General features: G+C 72.1%; 17 protein-coding genes. 5 read left to right on the plus strand and 12 right to left on the minus strand.

The features are described from left to right. Window positions 1–118 precede the first annotated feature (118 nt). From JK356_RS16725 to thyX, 3 genes are all read right to left on the minus strand, one after another. Window positions 119–1,804, minus strand: a complete 1,686-nt coding sequence (locus JK356_RS16725) for a ribonuclease J (protein ID WP_201868961.1) — start codon at window positions 1,802–1,804, stop codon at window positions 119–121. Between the two features lie 144 nt (window positions 1,805–1,948). Continuing rightward, window positions 1,949–2,848 (minus strand): 4-hydroxy-tetrahydrodipicolinate synthase, encoded by a 900-nt coding sequence (gene dapA, locus JK356_RS16730; protein ID WP_201868964.1) that lies wholly within the window; start codon window positions 2,846–2,848, stop codon window positions 1,949–1,951. A gap of 178 nt (window positions 2,849–3,026) precedes the next feature. Beyond that, the gene (gene thyX, locus JK356_RS16735) at window positions 3,027–3,749 is read right to left on the minus strand and encodes an FAD-dependent thymidylate synthase (RefSeq protein ID WP_201868965.1); all 723 of its coding nucleotides are present in this window, start codon (window positions 3,747–3,749) and stop codon (window positions 3,027–3,029) included. Window positions 3,750–3,932: 183 nt separating this feature from the next. Here thyX and JK356_RS16740 point away from each other — a divergent pair, with 183 nt between their 5' ends. Both JK356_RS16740 and JK356_RS16745 read left to right on the plus strand, forming a co-directional pair. After that, window positions 3,933–4,130, plus strand: a complete 198-nt coding sequence (locus JK356_RS16740) for a hypothetical protein (protein ID WP_201868966.1) — start codon at window positions 3,933–3,935, stop codon at window positions 4,128–4,130. Between the two features lie 82 nt (window positions 4,131–4,212). Beyond that, complete coding sequence (locus JK356_RS16745) at window positions 4,213–4,788, plus strand: hypothetical protein (RefSeq protein ID WP_201868967.1); 576 nt, start codon at window positions 4,213–4,215, stop codon at window positions 4,786–4,788. Here JK356_RS16745 and JK356_RS16750 read toward each other — a convergent pair. The 6 genes from JK356_RS16750 to eccD form a co-directional block, all read right to left on the minus strand. Further along, on the minus strand, window positions 4,785–5,240 hold the full coding sequence (locus JK356_RS16750; protein WP_201868969.1) for a hypothetical protein: 456 nt from the start codon (window positions 5,238–5,240) through the stop codon (window positions 4,785–4,787). The genes JK356_RS16745 and JK356_RS16750 overlap by 4 nt on opposite strands. A 3-nt stretch (window positions 5,241–5,243) precedes the next feature. Further along, entirely contained in the window at window positions 5,244–5,999 is a 756-nt protein-coding gene (dapB, locus tag JK356_RS16755) for a 4-hydroxy-tetrahydrodipicolinate reductase (protein ID WP_201868971.1), read from the minus strand. Between the two features lie 33 nt (window positions 6,000–6,032). Then, window positions 6,033–7,364 (minus strand): pitrilysin family protein, encoded by a 1,332-nt coding sequence (locus tag JK356_RS16760; RefSeq protein ID WP_201869182.1) that lies wholly within the window; start codon window positions 7,362–7,364, stop codon window positions 6,033–6,035. A gap of 71 nt (window positions 7,365–7,435) precedes the next feature. Beyond that, window positions 7,436–9,652, minus strand: coding sequence for a polyribonucleotide nucleotidyltransferase (locus JK356_RS16765; protein ID WP_201869183.1), 2,217 nt, complete (start codon window positions 9,650–9,652; stop codon window positions 7,436–7,438). Between the two features lie 315 nt (window positions 9,653–9,967). After that, a complete protein-coding gene (gene rpsO / locus JK356_RS16770; protein ID WP_201868975.1) occupies window positions 9,968–10,258 on the minus strand; it encodes a 30S ribosomal protein S15 in 291 nt (96 codons plus the stop codon). Between the two features lie 299 nt (window positions 10,259–10,557). Further along, window positions 10,558–12,072 carry a type VII secretion integral membrane protein EccD gene (eccD, locus tag JK356_RS16775; protein ID WP_201868979.1) on the minus strand — a complete coding sequence of 505 codons (1,515 nt, stop codon included), beginning with the start codon at window positions 12,070–12,072 and terminating at the stop codon, window positions 10,558–10,560. 154 nt (window positions 12,073–12,226) lie between these two features. On the opposite strand from eccD, the gene eccCa reads away from it, so the two are divergent. Then, the gene (gene eccCa, locus JK356_RS16780; RefSeq protein WP_201868987.1) at window positions 12,227–16,183 is read left to right on the plus strand and encodes a type VII secretion protein EccCa; all 3,957 of its coding nucleotides are present in this window, start codon (window positions 12,227–12,229) and stop codon (window positions 16,181–16,183) included. Window positions 16,184–16,270: 87 nt separating this feature from the next. Here the strand turns inward: eccCa and JK356_RS16785 are convergent, their stop codons facing one another. Genes JK356_RS16785 through JK356_RS16795 form a run of 3 tightly spaced genes read right to left on the minus strand, consistent with a single transcriptional unit; the run spans window position 16,271 to window position 17,461 of the window. Next, entirely contained in the window at window positions 16,271–16,558 is a 288-nt protein-coding gene (locus tag JK356_RS16785) for a WXG100 family type VII secretion target (protein ID WP_201868989.1), read from the minus strand. A 27-nt stretch (window positions 16,559–16,585) separates the two neighbouring features. After that, window positions 16,586–16,945, minus strand: coding sequence for a WXG100 family type VII secretion target (locus JK356_RS16790; RefSeq protein WP_201868991.1), 360 nt, complete (start codon window positions 16,943–16,945; stop codon window positions 16,586–16,588). A 57-nt stretch (window positions 16,946–17,002) separates the two neighbouring features. Then, window positions 17,003–17,461, minus strand: coding sequence for a hypothetical protein (locus tag JK356_RS16795; protein ID WP_201868992.1), 459 nt, complete (start codon window positions 17,459–17,461; stop codon window positions 17,003–17,005). A 201-nt stretch (window positions 17,462–17,662) separates the two neighbouring features. Here JK356_RS16795 and JK356_RS16800 point away from each other — a divergent pair, with 201 nt between their 5' ends. Continuing rightward, window positions 17,663–17,938 (plus strand): hypothetical protein, encoded by a 276-nt coding sequence (locus JK356_RS16800; protein WP_201868994.1) that lies wholly within the window; start codon window positions 17,663–17,665, stop codon window positions 17,936–17,938. Window positions 17,939–18,047: 109 nt separating this feature from the next. Then, complete coding sequence (locus tag JK356_RS16805) at window positions 18,048–18,371, plus strand: DUF397 domain-containing protein (RefSeq protein WP_201868996.1); 324 nt, start codon at window positions 18,048–18,050, stop codon at window positions 18,369–18,371. Window positions 18,372–18,418: the final 47 nt, after the last annotated feature.

Below are 18,418 nucleotides of genomic sequence, written 5' to 3' on the forward strand. Positions count from 1 at the left end.
AGTGTCCACCTACCCGGGCCGGTTGGGCCGGAGGCCCTTCCCGCCTCGGCGGTGACGTAAACGTACTGGAGCGGGGCGCCCGGATGCAAATCGAGGCGCCCCGCCCCGCAGATGGGGCTCAGACGTCCACGACGACGGGCATGATCATGGGCCGCCTGCGGTACGTCTCAGAGACCCACCGGCCCACCGTCCGGCGCACCAACTGCTGGAGCTGGTGCGGCTCTACGACGCCGTCCTGCGCTGACCGCGCCAGCACCTCTTCGATCTTGGGGATCACCTCGGCGAAGTCGGAGTCCTCGATGCCCGATCCGCGCGTGTGGATGCTCGGCCCGCTCACGATCTTGCCGGTGCTGCTGTCCACGACGACGAACACGGAGATGAACCCCTCGTCGCCCAGGATCCGCCGGTCCTTGAGGTTGGCTTCGGTGACGCCGCCCACGGACAGGCCATCGACGTAGACGTACCCGGCCTGGACCTTGCCCGCGATCTTCGCCTTGCCGTCGATGAGATCGACGGCGACGCCGTCCTCCGCGATCACGATCCGCTCCGCCGGCACACCGGTCATCGCGGCGAGTTCGGCGTTGGCACGCAGGTGACGCCACTCACCGTGCACCGGCATCAGGTTCTTCGGCTGGCAGATGTTGTAGAAGTACAGCAGTTCCCCGGCGGAGGCGTGGCCGGAGACGTGGACATTGGCGTTGCCCTTGTGGACCACGTTGGCGCCCCACCGCGTCAGCCCGTTGATCACGCGGTAGACGGCGTTCTCGTTCCCCGGGATGAGAGAGGAGGCCAGGATGACCGTGTCCCCCTCGACGATCCGGATCTGGTGGTCCCGGTTGGCCATCCGCGACAGCGCCGCCATCGGCTCGCCCTGCGACCCGGTGCAGACCAGGACGACCTCGTTGTCCGGCAGGTCGTCCAGGCTCTTGAGGTCGATGAGCGTGCCCGCCGGGACCCGCAGGTAGCCCAGGTCCCGGGCGATGCCCATGTTGCGGACCATCGAGCGGCCGACGAAGGCCACCTTCCTGCCGTGTTCCTGCGCGGCGTCCACGATCTGCTGGATGCGGTGGACGTGGCTGGCGAAACTGGCGACGATGATCCGCTTCTCGGCCTTGGCGAAGACCTGGCCCAGCACGCCGGAAATCTGGCGTTCCGGCGCGACGAACCCGGGGACCTCGGCGTTGGTCGAGTCGCTCAGCAGCAGGTCGATGCCCTCTTCGCCCAGCCGGGCGAAGGCGCGCAGGTCCGTGAGGCGGCCGTCAAGCGGCAGCTGGTCCATCTTGAAGTCGCCGGTGTGCACCACCATGCCCGCGGGAGTGCGGATGGCGACCGCCAGGGCGTCCGGGATGGAGTGGTTGACCGCGATGAACTCGCAGTCGAAGGGGCCGATCCGCTCCCGGTGGCCCTCGCTCACCTGGAGCGTGTACGGGCGGATACCGTGCTCCTGGAGCTTGGCCTCGATCAGCGCGAGGGTGAGCTTGGAGCCGATGAGGGGGATGTCGGGGTGCTCGCGGAGCAGGTACGGCACGCCGCCGATGTGGTCCTCGTGCCCGTGCGTCAGCACGATGCCGTCGATGTCGTCCAGGCGGTTCCTGATCGTGGTGAAGTCCGGGAGGATCAGGTCGATGCCAGGCTGTTCCTCCTCGGGGAAGAGCACGCCGCAGTCGACGATAAGCAGCCGCCCGCCGAATTCGATGACGGTCATGTTCCGGCCGATCTCGCCGAGGCCGCCCAGCGGGGTGACCCGCAGCGCTCCTTCAGGCAGCTTCGGGGGCGGGCCCAGTTCTGGGTGAGGATGACTCAAGAGACTCTCCTGACCACGCGCGCCACCTGCCCGTGGCCGGGCGCGTGGCGCGCGTGACTGTATGCGAAGTGTCGGTATTCAGTTATCACCGTCCGCAACGGTGACGTCGGGGTCGGGCGTCCGGCGGCCTCACCCGCGGCGGGGTCACACCTGGACCCCGCCGATGGACAGGTCCTGCCGCAGCTGCGCGGTCTCCTCCTCGGTAAGACCGACGAGGGGCAGCCGCAGCGGGCCGCCGGGCAGTCCCTGGAAGCCGAGTGCGGCCTTCGAGGTGATCACGCCCTGGGTGCGGAACATGCCGGTGAAGACCGGCAGAAGCTTCTGGTGGATCTCTGTGGCCTTGGCGACGTCACCGCCCGTGTACGCCTCCAGCATCGCGCGCAGCTCGGGCGTGGCGACGTGGCCGACGACGGAGACGAAACCGACCGCGCCGACAGACAGCAGCGGCAGGTTGAGCATGTCGTCACCGGAGTACCAGGCCAGGCCCGTCGTGGCGATAGCCCAGCTGGCGCGGCCGAGGTCGCCCTTGGCGTCCTTGTTGGCCACGATGCGCGGGTGCTCGGCCAGCCGCACCATCGTTTCGGTGGTGATCGGAACGCCGCTGCGGCCGGGGATGTCGTACAGCATCACCGGCAGGCCGGTGGCGTCGGCCACCGTCGTGAAGTGCTGGTAAAGGCCCTCCTGCGGGGGCTTGTTGTAGTACGGGGTGACGACGAGCAGCCCGTGGGCACCGGCCCGCTCGGCGGCGCGCGCCAGCTCGACGGTGTGGCGCGTGTCGTTGGTCCCGACCCCGGCCAGCACGTGCGCGCGGTCTCCGACGGCCTCGACGACGGCCTCGATGAGCTGGGTTTTCTCCGCATCGCTGGTCGTGGGGGACTCGCCGGTGGTGCCGTTGACGACCAGGCCGTCGTTACCTGCGTCCACCAGGTGCGCCGCCAGCCGCTGGGCGCCGTCGATGTCGAGCGAGCCGTCCGCCGTGAACGGCGTCACCATGGCGGTCAGCATCCGCCCGAAGGGGGTCTGCGGTGTGGAGGTCGGAGCCATGGCATCCACGCTACTCGCAGCTGTGCTGCCCGCGCTCCCTCGGGGCGCGGGAGTAAGGGAGCCCGGCACCGCCTGCTCGGGGGTTCAGGCAGCGCCGGGTCCGTTCCGTCACCTTAGATGACTGTCGCGAAAGTGTGCAATACGGACACTTCGCCCGGGCGATGAGGCGGGACCGGGACTACGGCGCCACACGCCCGTTCGCGTTGAAGGCGGCATGCGTCAGCGGCATGAGCCGGGCCCACTCCTCCTCCATCCGCTCGCCGATCATCTCGATCTCGCGCTGCGGGAACGACGGGACCGCCGCCTGCTCGTGGCGGGTGCGCAGGCCGAGGAAGTGCATCAGGGAGCGGGCGTTGCACGTGGCGTACATCGAGGAGAACAGGCCGACCGGCAGCGCCGCCCTGGCAACCTCGCGGGCGACCCCCGCGCGGAGCATCTCCTGGTACGCCGCGTAGGACTGCCGGTAGCTGTCCTCCAGCACCTTGCCGACCAGCTCGTGCTGCTCGGGCGTGCCGTCGACGAACTCGTACTTGCCGGGGCGGCCCCGCTGCGCCAGCTTCCGGTCCTTGCCGGGCACGTAGAACACGGGGCGCAGCTCCCGGTAACGGCCGCTCTCTTCGTTGTACGACCAGCCGACGCGGTGGCGGTGGAACTCCCGGAAGACGAAGATCGGCGCGCTGATGAAGAAGGTCATCGAGTTGTGCTCGAACGGGCTGCCATGCCGGTCGCGCATCAGGAAGTTGATCAGCCCCTTGGAGCGCTCCGGGTCCTTGCTGATCTCCTCCAGGGACTTCTCCCCCGCCGTCGAGACCCTCGCTGCCCAGAGCACGTCCGTGTCGGAGGCGCTGTGCTTGACGAGCTCGACGGTCACGTCGCTGCGGAAGCTGGGCGTGTCAGTCACCTGGTTCCCCTTCAGGCACGTGGCGGGTGAAAGCGGGACCCACCCTATGAGCCGCCGCTGACAGTGGCGGCCGGCGGCGGGCAAACCGGTCGTTGCCGACGGGAGTCGGATTCTTCAGGTGATAGTTTTGTTAGAGGGCTGTTCAGGGGATTGTTCAGGGGACAGGGGAGGGAGCGCACCGCGATGGACGAGCGGGACCGTTTCGCAAGCGACGTGATACCGCCGCGGACACGGCTGACGCCCGGCCGCGTGCTGGGCAACGCGCTGCTCGCGCTGGTGGTGATCTCCGGGCTTGTCGGCGCCCTGATTCTGGCCGGACCCGCGCTTGACGCCGAGAACCATCCGCGCCCGGAGGGCCCTGAGGCAGCCGAGAACCGCTGAACGCGGTAGCCTCACCGATCACAGCGCCGCGCGCCTCGGCCGAGGCCGCCCCGCCGCACTGTGAGACGACTGAGGACCAGCCGTGCCCCTTGCCTTTCTCGCGGGTGACCAGGACGCCAGCTCCGTCGAACTGGAGTCCGCCTCCGCCCAGCTCGCCAGGGAAGCCTGGCGCCGCCCCTACCGGCCGGGCCCCTGGCGCGTCGCCGCCGCTGCGGTGACGCTGCTGATGGCCGCCTACGTGCTGATCTCCGCCGCCATCATCGCCGTGGCGGGCGCGCCCTCCGGCGCGGCCGCCACGCTGAGCGTGGGGGTGCTGGCCATCGCCTTCGCGCTGCGCCTGCTGCGCATGGGCATCTGGGTCAGCTCACGGGGCCTGCGCCGGGTCGGGCTGCTGACCACGCAGACGCTGCGCTGGCGGGAAATCGCGCGCGTCCACACGGTGCAGCAGCCGGTGAAGTGGCTCGGCACGCCGCGCACCGTCCAGGGACAGGCCGTGGAGATCGAACGGCGGCACGGCGAGCCGCTGCGGCCGCTGGTCACCGACCACAACGCGGACTTCCTGGCGCGGCCCGCGGCCTTCGACCGGGCCGCCGACGTGCTGGAGGCGTGGGCCGAGGAGAACCAGACCGCTCCGGGACACGCGGCCGGGCACCTCTAGCGCGCCGGGCGTGCGCCGGCCCGGTGCAGGCTGATGGCGTGCTGCATCGCCTTGCGGGCGCGCGGGGTGTCACGGGCGTCGTAGTACGCCAGCGCCAGCCGGAACCAGTTGCGCCAGTCGTCCGGCGCCGCCTCCGTCTCCGCGCGGCGGCGGGCGAACAGGGCGTCGGCGGCGTCCCGGTCCACGCGCCCGCTGGGGGTGCGGGGCAGGTCGTCCTCCGGCAGGCCGCCCTCCGCCTCCAGCTCGCGGGCGAGCCGGTGCGCCGCCCGCACGAAGCGGGTGCTGCGCCACAGGAACCACGCCCCGAGCAGCGGCAGGACCAGCACGGCCATGCCGAAGGACACCGTCACCCAGGAGCCCTGGGCGATCAGCACCACGCCCCGGTGCCCGGCGAGCCCGAGGTAGACCAGCAGCGCCAGCGACAGCAGCGCGTACCCGGTCCTGCCGCCCACAGCTCAGCCGTCCAGACCGAGGAAGTGCTCAAGACCGAACGTCAGCCCCGGCGTGCGGGGCACGCGGCGCACGCCGAGCAGCACGCCCGGCATGAACGAGGCCCGGTTCATGGAGTCGTGCCGGATGGTGAGGGTCTCGCCCTCCCCGCCGAAGATGACCTCCTGGTGGGCGACCAGGCCGCGCAGCCGCACCGCGTGGACCGGCACCCCGGAGACGTCGGCGCCCCGCGCCCCCTCCAGCGCGCTCGTGGTGGCGTCAGGCTGCGGGCCCAGCCCGGCCTCCTGGCGGGCCCGGGCCAGCAGCTCCGCGGTGCGCACGGCCGTGCCGCTGGGGGCGTCCGCCTTGTTCGGGTGGTGCAGCTCGACGATCTCGGCCGACTCGAAGAAGCGCGCCGCCTGCTGGGCGAAGCGCATCGCCAGGATGGCGCCGATGCCGAAGTTGGGGGCGATCAGCACGCCCGTGTCCGGCGAGGCGGACAGCCAGCCGCGCACCTCGGCCAGCCGCTCCTCGGTCCAGCCGGTGGTGCCCACGACGGCGTGGATGCCGTGGCGCACGCAGAACTCCAGATTGCCCATCACGGCGTCGGGGTGCGTCAGCTCGACGGCCACCTCGGCGCCGGAGGACACCAGCGTCTGGAGGTCGTCGCCGCGGCCGAGCGCCGCGACCAGCTCCATGTCCTCGGCGGCGGTCACGGCCCGGACGGCCTCGGATCCCATGCGCCCGCGGGCGCCGATGACGGCCACGCGCAGCCTTGTCACGGGGGTACTCCCTTACGTCAGTGGGTCGGTGCGTCAGGCGGCGGACTCGGACAGGCGCGCGGCCTGCCGCTCGGTCAGCGGCCCGATCACGGACAGGGCGGGCCGCTGGCCCAGCACGTCGGCGGCCACCCGCCGGACGTCGTCGGGCGTGACGGCAGCGATCTTCTCCAGCATGCCGTCTACCGACAGCTGCTCGCCCCAGCACAGCTCGCTCTTGCCGAGGCGGTGCATGAGGGAGCCGGTGTCCTCCAGGCCCAGCACGGTGGAGCCGGAGAGCTGGCCGATGGCGCGGCGCGTCTCCTCCTCGGTGAGGCCGTTCGCGGCCACCTCGGCGAGCTGGTCACGGCAGATCGCCAGCACCTCGTTCAGGCGGTCGGGGCGGCAGCCCGCGTACACGCCCGCGATGCCGCAGTCGGCGTAGCCGGAGGTGTACGTGTAGACGTTGTACGCCAGCCCGCGCTTCTCCCGGATCTCCTGGAACAGCCGGGAGCTCATGCCACCGCCCAGGGCGGTGGAGAGCACGCCGAGCGCCCAGCGCCGCTCGTCATGGCGCGAGACGCCGGGCATGCCGAGGACCAGGTGGGTCTGCTCCGTGCGGCGGCGCAGCACCTCGACGCGGCCCGCGGCGCGGATCGCCCGCGTGCCGCCGCGCGGCGGCACTGGCTCGGCGCCGCCGTCCCGGGGCAGCGCCCCCGCGCGGTCGAACGCCTCTTTGACCAGCCGGACGACCGTGTCGTGCTCGAGGCTGCCCGCGGCCGTGACCACCAGCCGGTCCGGCTGGTAGTGGCGCCGGTAGAAGCGGGCGATGCGGTCACGGGTCAGGCCGTTGACCGTCTCCGCGGTGCCCAGCACCGGCCGTCCGAGCGGACTGTCACCGAGGAGGGTGTGCGCGAAGAGGTCGTGCACCCGGTCGCTGGGGTCGTCCTCGGTCATGGCGATCTCTTCGAGGATGACGTCACGCTCGGCCTCGACCTCCTCCGGCGCGATGACCGAGCTGGTCAGCATGTCGGAGACGACGTCGATGGCCAGCGGCAGGTCGGCGTCAAGGACCCGCGCGTAGTAGCAGGTGAACTCCTTCGTGGTGAAGGCGTTCATCTCCCCGCCGACGGCGTCGATGGCGGCGGAGATGTCGAGGGCGGACCGGCGCCGGGTGCCCTTGAACAGCAGGTGCTCCAGGTAGTGGGTGGCGCCGTTGAGCGCGGGCGTCTCGTCACGGGAGCCGACCCGGGCCCAGATGCCGAACGACACGGACCGCACCGTGGGCACGGACTCGGTGACCACGCGCAGGCCCCCGGGCAGCACGGTCTTGCGGACGGTGCCGGCGCCGTTCTCGCCCTTCCGGAGGGTGCGGGTGGCCGCGGACATGCGGGAGGACGGGGAGGGCGCGGCCCGCCGCGCCGGGAGGGCGAGGCGGGCCGTGCCGCGGTGCGCGCGCGTCACTTGTCGGCGGCGTCCTTCGCGGAGCCGGCGGTCTCCTCGTCGAGCACGGGTACCAGCGAGAGCTTGCCGCGCTGGTCGATCTCGGCGATCTCGACCTGGACCTTCTGGCCGACGGTGAGGACGTCGTCCACGTTCTCCACGCGCTTGCCGCCGGCGAGCTTGCGGATCTGGGAGACGTGCAGCAGCCCGTCCTTGCCCGGCAGCAGGGAGATGAAGGCGCCGAAGGTCGTGGTCTTGACCACGGTGCCCAGGTACCGCTCGCCGACCTCGGGCATCGTCGGGTTGGCGATGCCGTTGATCGTGGCGCGGGCGGCCTCCGCGGAGGGGCCGTCGGCGGCGCCGATGTAGATCGTCCCGTCGTCCTCGATGGTGATGTCGGCGCCGGTGTCCTCCTGGATCTGGTTGATCATCTTGCCCTTGGGGCCGATGACCTCGCCGATCTTGTCCACGGGGATCTTGACCGTGATGATCCGCGGCGCGTTCGGCGACATCTCGTCCGGGACGTCGATGGCCTCGCTCATCACGTCCAGGATGTGGAGGCGGGCGTCACGCGCCTGCTTCAGGGCGGCGGCGAGCACGGAGGCGGGGATGCCGTCCAGCTTGGTGTCCAGCTGGAGAGCGGTGACGAACTGGCGGGTGCCGGCGACCTTGAAGTCCATGTCGCCGTAGGCGTCCTCGGCGCCGAGGATGTCGGTCAGCGTCACGTAGTGGGTCTCACCGTCGATCTCCTGGGAGATCAGGCCCATGGCGATGCCCGCGACCGGGGCCTTCAGCGGCACGCCGGCGTTGAGCAGCGACATCGTGGAGGCGCAGACCGAGCCCATGGAGGTCGAGCCGTTGGAGCCGAGGGCCTCGGAGACCTGCCGGATCGCGTAGGGGAACTCCTCGCGGCTGGGCAGCACCGGGATGATGGCGCGCTCGGCGAGGGCGCCATGGCCGATCTCGCGGCGCTTGGGGGAGCCGACACGGCCGGTCTCGCCGGTGGAGTAGGGCGGGAAGTTGTAGTTGTGCATGTAGCGCTTGCGCGTCACCGGCGAGAGGGTGTCGAGCTGCTGCTCCATGCGCAGCATGTTGAGCGTGGTGACGCCCAGGATCTGCGTCTCGCCGCGCTCGAAGAGGGCCGAGCCGTGGACCCGCGGGATCGCCTCGACCTCGGCGGCCAGCGTGCGGATGTCGGTGACGCCGCGGCCGTCGATGCGGACCTTGTCGCGGATGACGCGCTCGCGGACCAGCTCCTTGGTCAGGGCCCGGTACGCGGCGGAGATCTCCTTCTCGCGGCCCTCGAACTGCGGCAGCAGCTTCTCGGCGGCGACCGACTTCACCCGGTCGAGCTCGGCCTCGCGCTCGAGCTTGTCCGCGATCGTCAGGGCGCGGGCCAGGTCGTCACGGACGGCCGCGCTCAGCGCCTCCAGGACGTCGTCCTGGTAGTCGAGGAAGAGCGGGAACTCGGCGGTCGGCTTCGCCGCCTTGGCGGCCAGGTCGGCCTGGGCCCGGCAGAGGACCCGGATGAACGGCTTGGCGGCCTCCAGGCCCTCGGCGACGACCTCCTCGGTGGGAGCGGTGGCGCCGCCCTTGATCAGCTCGATGGTGTTCTCGGTGGCCTCCGCCTCGACCATCATGATCGCGACGTCACCGTCGGGCAGCACCCGGCCGGCGACGACCATGTCGAAGACGGCCTCCTCCAGCTCGGTGTGGGTCGGGAAGGCGACCCACTGGCCGCGGATGAGGGCCACGCGGGTGCCGCCGATGGGGCCGGAGAAGGGCAGCCCCGCCAGCTGGGTGGAGCACGAGGCGGCGTTGATGGCGACCACGTCGTACAGGTGCTCGGGGTTGAGCGCCATGACCGTCTCAACGATCTGGATCTCGTTGCGCAGGCCCTTCTTGAAGGAGGGGCGCAGCGGACGGTCGATCAGGCGGCAGGTGAGGATCGCGTCCTCGGAGGGGCGGCCCTCGCGGCGGAAGAAGGAGCCGGGGATCTTGCCCGCGGCGTACATGCGCTCCTCGACGTCGACGGTCAGCGGGAAGAAGTCCAGCTGCTCTTTGGGCGTCTTGGAGACGGTGGTGGCCGACAGCACCATGGTGTCGTCGTCCAGGTAAGCTACGGCGGAGCCAGCGGCCTGCCTGGCCAGGCGCCCCGTCTCGAAGCGGATCGTGCGGGTGCCGAAGGCGCCGTTGTCGATGACGGCCTCGGCGTAGTGGGTTTCGTTCTCCACCTTGTGTGTTCTCCTCATGAATGCGTTCCGTGCCGCACGGGGCCACGGAACGGGGTGGTGGAGCACCTCCTACGGGCCGGTCATCGATCGAAGCTCCCGGGGCGCTGCCCGAGGGCCACTACCGAGGACCGGCGGCAGTAAACAGGCGCCCCGCCGTTACCACGGAATCTCGTGCGTGCTGCGGTCTTCTCTTGTGGGACCAGACTACAAAGGCAGGGGCCCGGGCGGCCTGGTTCTGTCCGGGAACGTGCGCCGTACCCGGTGCGGGTACGGCGAAGGGAGCGGCCCGCAGGAGCCGCTCCCTGTGTCGCCTCGCTAGCGAGCGCCTGCCGCGCCGCGGCGGATGCCGAGCCGGTCCACCAGGGTGCGGAAGCGCTGGATGTCCTTGCGCGCCAGGTACTGCAGCAGGCGGCGGCGCTGGCCGACCAGCAGCAGCAGGCCCCGGCGGGAGTGGTGGTCGTGCTTGTGGGTCTTCAGGTGCTCGGTGAGGTCCGAGATGCGGCGCGAGAGCAGCGCGACCTGGACCTCGGGGGAGCCGGTGTCGCCCTCCTTGGTGGCGAACTCGGCAATGATCTTCTGCTTCGTAGCGGCGTCGAGCGACGACACACGTACTCCTTGAATGTGAACGATCAAGCCACCGAGTGCCCCTGGACCTTCTTCACAGGGGAACTTCCACGACTCGGGAGGCGGGGTCCGCTGAGCGCTTCCTCCAGATGACTCCGGGGGCGCGTACGCAAACGGCCGCTACGCAGGCTACCGCACCGCGACATCACCAGGCACATCGGCTGGTGGAGGCTGCTTTCCTCCATCTCCCCGTCCCCCGTCCCCCGTCCCCCCGATCCTCGCGGCCCTCCCGGTCCTTCCGGTCATCGCCGCTCCCTGCGGCGGTGCGGCCGGCGCCGGGCTCAGCCGCTGGTCAGGCCGCGCACCTCGCCGTACACGCCGAGCACCGCCAGGCACAGCGGAATCAGGGACAGCAGCAGGGCGCTCTCGACCAGGTCGAAGACCCGGCCCCAGAAGGGGCTGAGCCCGCGGCTCGGCACCCGCAGCGCGATGGCGGTCAGCAGCGCGGCACCGGCCGCCACAGCGGTCGCCAGCCAGAGCGTGCGCAGGCCGGAGCCGTCGCCGCCGGCCGGGCCGTGCAGGGCGAAGCCGAGGACGAGAAGCACCAGGGAGACCAGGCCCGCGGCCAGCATGACCGCCACCTGGACGGCATAGCGGAACAGCCGGGCCCGCGTGAGCAGGGCGCAGGCCGTCGCGAGGCCGAGCAGCTGGCCGTAGCCGCTGCGCTCGCCGCCGGAGAACCCGAGGACGGCGACGGCGGTGGCAGCCAGGACGGCGAAGCCGCCGGTGAGGCCGAGCAGGATCCGGTGGCCGAGGCGGGCCTGGGCGGCCACGCGCTCGGCGTCGACGGGGCCCGTGGGCCCCGCTGGCCCCGCGGGCGGGGCGCCGCCCGGGCCGGGGGGCGCGGGCGCGGCGTAGCCGGCGGGCAGCCGCGCGATCCCGGCGGCGAGCCCGGGGAGGAAGGCAATCGCCCCCACGGCGACGGGGGCGCAGACGGCCGCCGCGTCCAGAGGGCGGGCGCCGGTGACGATGGCGCCGAACGCCGCCAGCAGGCCGGTGGCGGCGGCACACGCCCCGGCGGTGAACCAGGCCGCGCCGCCCGGCACGGCGGCCGCGAGGACCACCGAGAGCAGCAGCACGGCGGCACAGCCGAGGAGCAGTTCGAGGCGGCCGGGGCCGTGGCCCTCGTCCAGCGGGAGCACACCGGTGCCGGCGACCAGTGCGCTGGGCAGGGCGGCCAGGCCCAGAACGACAGCGGCGCCGCTGTCGGCGTAGACCCGGGCGCGGACTGCGGCGAAGGCGGTGAGCAGCAGGCTTAAGACGGCGGCGGCCACCCCGGGCACGCCGTGGGTCTCGCGCGGCGAGGGGCCGGCGAACCACAGCACGGCGGCGGTAAGGGCGCCGAGAACGCCGGCGCCGGCCAGGCCTGCCGTGCGCAGCATCGCGTCGCTCCACAGCCGCCGGTCGTGGGTGACCGCCTCGCTGATGGCGTCGGCCACGTCGTCGTGAACGGGCGGCGGGAGGGAGTCGGCGAACGGCCGCAGGGCGAGCACCTCGCCGTCCAGGACGCGCTGGGCGGCGAGGGTGCGGGTGCCGTCGAGCACCGTCCCGTCACGGCGGACGAGGTGGTAGCCGACCGGGGCGCCGGGCTCGGGGGCCTGGCCGGCCAGGCGGAGAATCTCGGGATACAGATCGGCCAGCGGCAGGTCCTCGGGCAGCGCCACGTCGGTGCGGCTGTCCGGCGCGGCGATGGTGACGCGGCAGAAGCCGGTGGCGGACCGGACCGGCTGGGCCGCCGCCTGGCTGGTGTGCCGGGAGTTCTGGGCATGCCGCTGCGCGGCCGCTGACGTGCTCACGAAACGTTTCCCCCCTCGGGCGCACGAGATGCGCGTAACGGCGTTTGGGCACGGGCTGCGCTGAACACCCTACCGGGCGTGCTGTCCGTGGCCGCCAGTAGGATCCGCTCAGCGTTGCGAGACGACGAGAGCGTCCACGCGGGGGGAGTTGCGTGTGAGCCAGATCGTGGTGAAGCGCCCGCCACGGGCCTTACCCGAGGAGGTTCCCGGCGAGGAGGTGCGGCTGCAGCCGCCCCCGGAGCTGCCGAAGGGGCCGCAAGAGGGGGTGCTGATGCAGGTCGTGCCCATGCTGGGCATGGGCTCGTCAGTGGTCTTCTTCTTCATGCCGGGTGCCCATCCGTTCATGCGGATCATGGGCATGCTGATGCTGGTGTCCACGGCCGGCATGGTCGTGGCGATGGTGGTGCGGTTCCGGCGCGGCACGCAGGGACAGCTGGCACAGGTGCGCCGGGACTACCTGAAGTACCTGGCGCGGGTGCGGGCCCAGGTGCGGGAGACCGCACAGGCCCAGCGGAAGGCGCAGCTGTACCTGCATCCGGCGCCCGACCAGCTGTGGGCGCTGGTGGCCGAGGGCAGCCGGGTCTGGGAGCGGCGCCCGGCGGACCCGGACTTCGGGCAGGTGAGGCTGGGGCTGGGCGACCACGCGCTGGCGACGCCGCTGGTGGAGCCGGAGACGGCGCCGGTTGACGAGCTGGAGCCGCTGACCGCCGGGGCCCTGGCGCGGTTCGTCGACACGCACGGCACGGTGTCCGGGCTGCCGATGGCGGTGTCGCTGCGGGGCTTCTACCGGATGACGCTGCGGGGCGACGCGGAGGTGGTCTGCGACACGGCACGGGCGCTGGTGGCCTCCCTGGCGGCGCTGCACTCGCCGGAGGACCTGACGCTGGCGGTGGTGACGCCGCACGACCGGTGGGAGTGGGTGAAGTGGCTGCCGCACGTCCAGCTGGAGACGGTGGACGGGGCGGGCAGCCGCCGCCTGGTCTGCGGCTCGGTCGCAGAGGCCGAGCGGGAGCTCGCCGACGGCCTGGAGGGCCGGGGCAGGTTCGCGGCCGACGGCAAGCCGGTGCTCGACCGGCCGCACGTGGTGCTGCTGCTGGACGGGGCGCGCATCCCCCCGGACTCGGTGTTCGCCTCGGCGGAGGGCATCCAGGGCGTGACCGTGGTGGAGGTGGCCCCCGGGGAGGACGGCCCGCCGCGGCCCGGCCTGTCAGTGTTCTGCCGCCCCGGCTCGCTGCGGCTGCAGGCCCCGGACGGGCTGGCGTACGAGGGGACACCAGACGCGCTGCCGCTGCCCGCGGCGGAGGCGCTGGCCAGACAGCTGGCGCCGCTGCGGATGACCGACGGCGGCGCGGACGAGACGGAGCCGCTGCTGGCCAACCTCGACTTCGCCGATCTGCTGGGCCTGGGCGATCCGGCGGCGCTGGACGTCGAGCGCGCCTGGCGGCCGCGCGCGGCGGGCGACCGGCTGCGCGTGCCGATCGGCGTGGACGAGGACGGGCAGCCGGTGATGCTGGACCTGAAAGAGGCGGCGCAGGAGGGCATGGGCCCGCACGGGCTGTGCGTCGGCGCCACCGGCTCCGGCAAGTCGGAGCTGCTGCGCACGCTGGTCCTCGGCCTGGCCGTGACGCACTCCTCGGAGACGCTGAACTTCGTGCTGGCGGACTTCAAGGGCGGCGCCACGTTCGCCGGCATGGCCTCCCTTCCGCACGTCTCGGCGGTCATCACCAACCTGGCGGACGACCTGACGCTGGTGGACCGGATGGGAGACTCCCTGCGCGGCGAGCTCCAGCGGCGCCAGGAGCTGCTGCGCGCGGCGGGGAACTACGCCAGTCTCCTCGAATACGAGCGGGCCCGCGCCGCCGGGGCGCCGCTCGAACCGCTGCCGTCCCTGGTCATCGTCATCGACGAGTTCTCCGAACTGCTGTCAGCGATGCCCGACTTCATCGACATGTTCATCCAGATCGGCCGGATCGGGCGGTCGCTGGGCGTGCACCTGCTGCTGGCCTCGCAGCGGCTGGAGGAGGGGCGGCTGAAGGGCCTGGACACCTACCTGTCGTACCGGATCGGCCTGCGGACGTTCTCCGCGGCCGAGTCGCGCACGGCCATCGGCACGCCGGACGCCTACCACCTGCCGCAGGTGCCGGGGTCCGGGATCCTGAAGTCGGGTACCGACACCATGACCCGGTTCAAGGCGGCGTACGTCTCGGGTCCCTACCGGGAGCCCTCGGCCGACGGGCCGGTGGCGCCGCCGCCCGGCGGCCAGGTGGCGTCCCGGCGTCCGGTGCTGTTCACGGCGGCGCCGGTGCCCGTCCCGGCCGGCGGCGCCGGGCAGCCGGGCGGGCCGGAGGCCCCCCCGGACGGGGCGGACGGCGCCGGGCAGCTGCGGGACGATCCGCTGGCCGACACGCTCCTGGACGTCATCGTCCGCGGCCTGGAGGGCCAGGGCCCCGCGGCGCACCAGGTGTGGCTGCCGCCGCTCCAGACGCCGCCGACCCTCGACCAGCTGCTGCCGGACTGGCAGGAGCCGCCGGGGCGGGACGGCCGGCTGACGGTGCCGCTGGGGCTCATCGACAAGCCGTTCGAGCAGCGGCGGGAGCCGCTGGTCCGCGACTTCTCCGGTGCCGGCGGGCACATGCTGGTGGTCGGCGGGCCGCAGTCCGGCAAGTCGACGCTGCTGCGGACCCTGGTGGCTTCCTTCGCGCTGACGCATTCGCCGCGGCAGGTGCAGTTCTACGGGCTCGACTTCGGCGGCGGCGGCCTGTCCGCCGTGGCGGGCCTGCCGCACGTCGGCGGCATCGCCTCGCGCCTCGACCCGGACCGCGTGCGCCGCACCATCGGGGAGGTGTCGGGGATCCTGGCCCGGCGCGAGGAGCTCTTCCGCCGCCACGAGATCGACTCGATGGCGACGTTCCGGCGGCTGCGCGCCGCCGGCCGCCTGCCGGAGGAGCGATGGGGCGACGTCTTCCTGCTGATCGACGGCTGGGCGGCGTTCAAGCAGGACTACGACATGACGCTGGAGCCGGTCGTCTCGGACATCGCCTCGCGCGGGCTCGGGTACGGCGTTCACCTGGTGATCACGGCCTCGCGGTACATGGAGCTGCGTCCCGCGCTCCGTGACCAGCTCACCACGCGGCTGGAGCTGCGCCTGGGCGACCCGCTGGACTCCGAGTTCGACCGCAAGGTCGCGGCGGCCGTGCCGCTCGGCCTGCCCGGGCGGGGCCAGACACCGGACAAGCTCCACTGGATGGCGGCGCTGCCGCGCGTGGACGGCGCTGGCCGGGCGGAGGACCTGGCGGAGGGGACCGCCCGGCTGGTGCAGGCCGTGGCGGAGCGGAACCAGGAGGAGCCGGCGCCGCCGGTCCGCATGCTGCCGTCGCTGCTGCCCGTGGCCGACCTGCCGGCGGAGGAACCGCCGTCCCCGCACGCGGTGGCGATCGGCATCAGCGAGACGGATCTGCGGCCCGTGTACGTCGACTTCGACCGGGATCCGTTCCTGCTGGTCGTCGGGGAGAGCGAGTCGGGGAAGTCCGCGGCGCTGCGGCTGCTGATGCGGCAGCTGGCGGCCCGGTACCGGCCGGACGAGGCGCGGTTCGTCATCACGGACTTCCGGCGGTCGCTGATGACGGCGCCCAGCGCATACGTCTCCAGCTACGCGGCCACCGAGGCCAGGTTCACGACGGACATGGCGTCGCTGGCTGGTCTGTTCGCCCGGCGGGCGCCGCGCGAGGACGTCAGCATCCAGGAGCTGCGGTCGCGCAGCTGGTGGCAGGGCGCGCGGGCGTTCGTGTTCATCGACGACCACGACCTGGTGTCGTCGGTGGCGAAGAACGCCTTCAACGAGCTGGTGCCGCATCTGCCCTACGCGCGGGACGTGGGCATCAGCTTCGTCGTGGCGCGGAACGCGGCGGGTGTCTCACGGGCGCTGTTCGATCCGTTCCTGCAGCGGATGCGGGATCTGGGGGCGCAGGGCCTGCTGCTGTCGGGCGACCCCAAGGAGGGCGAGATCATCGGCAGCGTGCGGGCCCGGCCGCTGCCGCCGGGGCGGGCGGTCTTCGCCACCCGGCGGCGCAGCGCCCCGCTCGTCCAGCTGGGCTGGCTGCCTGAGGAGTAGCAGCCCGCCGCCGGCGCGTACAGCAGCCGCCGCACGGTGCCCGGGGCACCGTGCGGCGGCTGTCGTGGGGGCTGGCCGCAGCGTGGCTCAGCGGCCGAACCTCCGGGCGTTGTAACGGTCCGTCGCCGCGTAGCCGGCGCTGGCGTTGCTCACCGAGGTGGCGGTGTTGGCCTGGATGACGCGGAGCTTGTCCAGCTCCGTGGTGAACAGCCGCATGTTCTCCTCGAACGCCAGCTTCGCCTCACCGGTCCACCCGGAGGCGACGGAGCGCAGGCCGCTCTGGAGCGTCTCGAGCCGTTCGACGAGGTTGCCCGCCACCGTGTTCATCCGCTCGGCACCGGAATCCAGCGCGCTGTACTGGACGTTGATGTTCATGGTTGTCCCTCGCTCTCGGTGGTGCCGTCAGATGTTGAGGATGGACGGGTTGAGGTTCTGCAGGTCGGATGTGACGTTCCGCAGCTCGCCCAGGCGCTCCTCTTCCTCGGCCTGGAAGCCGTCCCGGCTCATCTGGACCAGCTCCTGGAGGTTGGTCAGCGCCTGGATGAGCCGGTCGAGGTTGACGTTGACGTCGCCCTGACCGGTGGCGAACTGCGTCGCCGCGGCGCCCCGCCAGCCGGCCGTCACGTCGGACAGCACGCTGGTGAGCTGGCTGTGGTCGCCCCGCAGGAACTCGATGGTCGCGCCGAGTTCATTGAGGAGCCGTGCGATCGGGTCGCCTTCGACCCGCAGGTCGCCGGGGCCCCCCGTGGTTCCGTCGGACATGATCCCTCCCTGGTGATGGCGGTCGTTGGGCTGCGCGGCTGGACGCGCCGCGCGCGTCTACAGCGCCATGGGCGCGCCTCCGCCGCCGCCACCGGCGGGCTGGTCGCCCGCAGTGGTCGTCGCCGGACGGCGGTCGGAGCCGGCGGTGTAGACCTGCTCCCAGCCGGACATGAGCGAGCGGAGACGTTCGATCTGCTCCGCTTCGACGTTCTCGTAGCCGCGCTCGGAGATAAGGGTCGCGATGCCCAGCGCCTCAATAGCCTCACGCTGGACTCTGGCCAGGGCGCGCACGCGTTCCAGTACGTGCTCGTACCGCGAGGTGAGACTCGTCATCTCCGCGAGGGAACCGCCTGCCTGCGCGGCGGTGATGCCCAGGCCCGCCAGAGTCTCGTGCGAACCGACAGAGGCCCCCAGCTTGAGGGATAAGTCGTCCAGTCGCCGCGCGAAGTCGCTGAGCGACTCCTCCTCGACGGTCAGGTCGCCCTGCCCTACCGGCTGGCGGGGGTCGTCCTGCATGTGTTCCCTCCCCTTGAACGTCAGCGCCCTGCGCCGCGGTCGCGTGCCCCCCGGCTGCGTCCGTGCGGTCATGCTACCCACGTCAACTACCGGAATGCCAAGGCGAATCCGTCCGTGCCGCGGTCTTCGGGCGCTCCCCCTGCCACGTTGCACGCTCCGGCCGCTGCTGTGGTTCCCGGATGGAACGCTTATCCTCCTGTCGTGACTTCACCACGCCAGGCGCTCACCCCCCGCCAAGCCCGGCGGCTGCGCATGGGGATCGCCGCGGTGGCCATGACGGCCATGGCGGTCGTGCTGGTCATCCAGCTCGGCGACGGTTCGTCGCTCCAGTCGCTGGGCCTGTACGGCGCGGCCTTCGTGCTCTCCGGCTCGGTCATCGAGATGAGCAGGCGCGGCCGGACCCGGCTGGGAATGGCCGTGCTGGTCACGGGTTTTGTGCTGCTGCTGGGCACCGACTGGTGGCTCCGCACGTTCTGACGGCCGCGGCCCGTCTCAGCCCCGCGCGGTGACGCAGAGCTGCGTTACGATCACCGCAGGCGGCCCCGGCTCCGGGGGCCGCAGGGAGGCAAGGAAGGAGCCACGTCTGATGGCCTCAACGGAGACGCCAGAAGAGATCGCCGCCCGCAAGGAGCGCGAGAAGAACGAGCTCTACGCGCTGGACATTTCGGGTGTGGAGTGGCTGAGCGCGCCCGGCGGCCCCGAGGACGAGAAGGTGGAGATCGCCTATCTGCCCGGCGGGGCCGTGGGCATGCGGAACTCGAAGGACCCCGACACCGTGCTGCGGTTCACCGCCGCCGAGTGGGAGGCGTTCGTCCTGGGCGCGCGCGACGGCGAGTTCGACATCGACCTCACCGAGGAGAGCGAGGAGACGGCCGGGAAGGACGCCGGGGCCGGGCAGGAGCAGCGATAGGGCGCCTGGCGGTGCCGGCTGCCTCCGCCGCATCTCTCCGATAGCGC

Source organism: Streptomyces sp. 7-21 (genome assembly GCF_016741785.1).
Classification (GTDB): domain Bacteria; phylum Actinomycetota; class Actinomycetes; order Streptomycetales; family Streptomycetaceae; genus Streptomyces.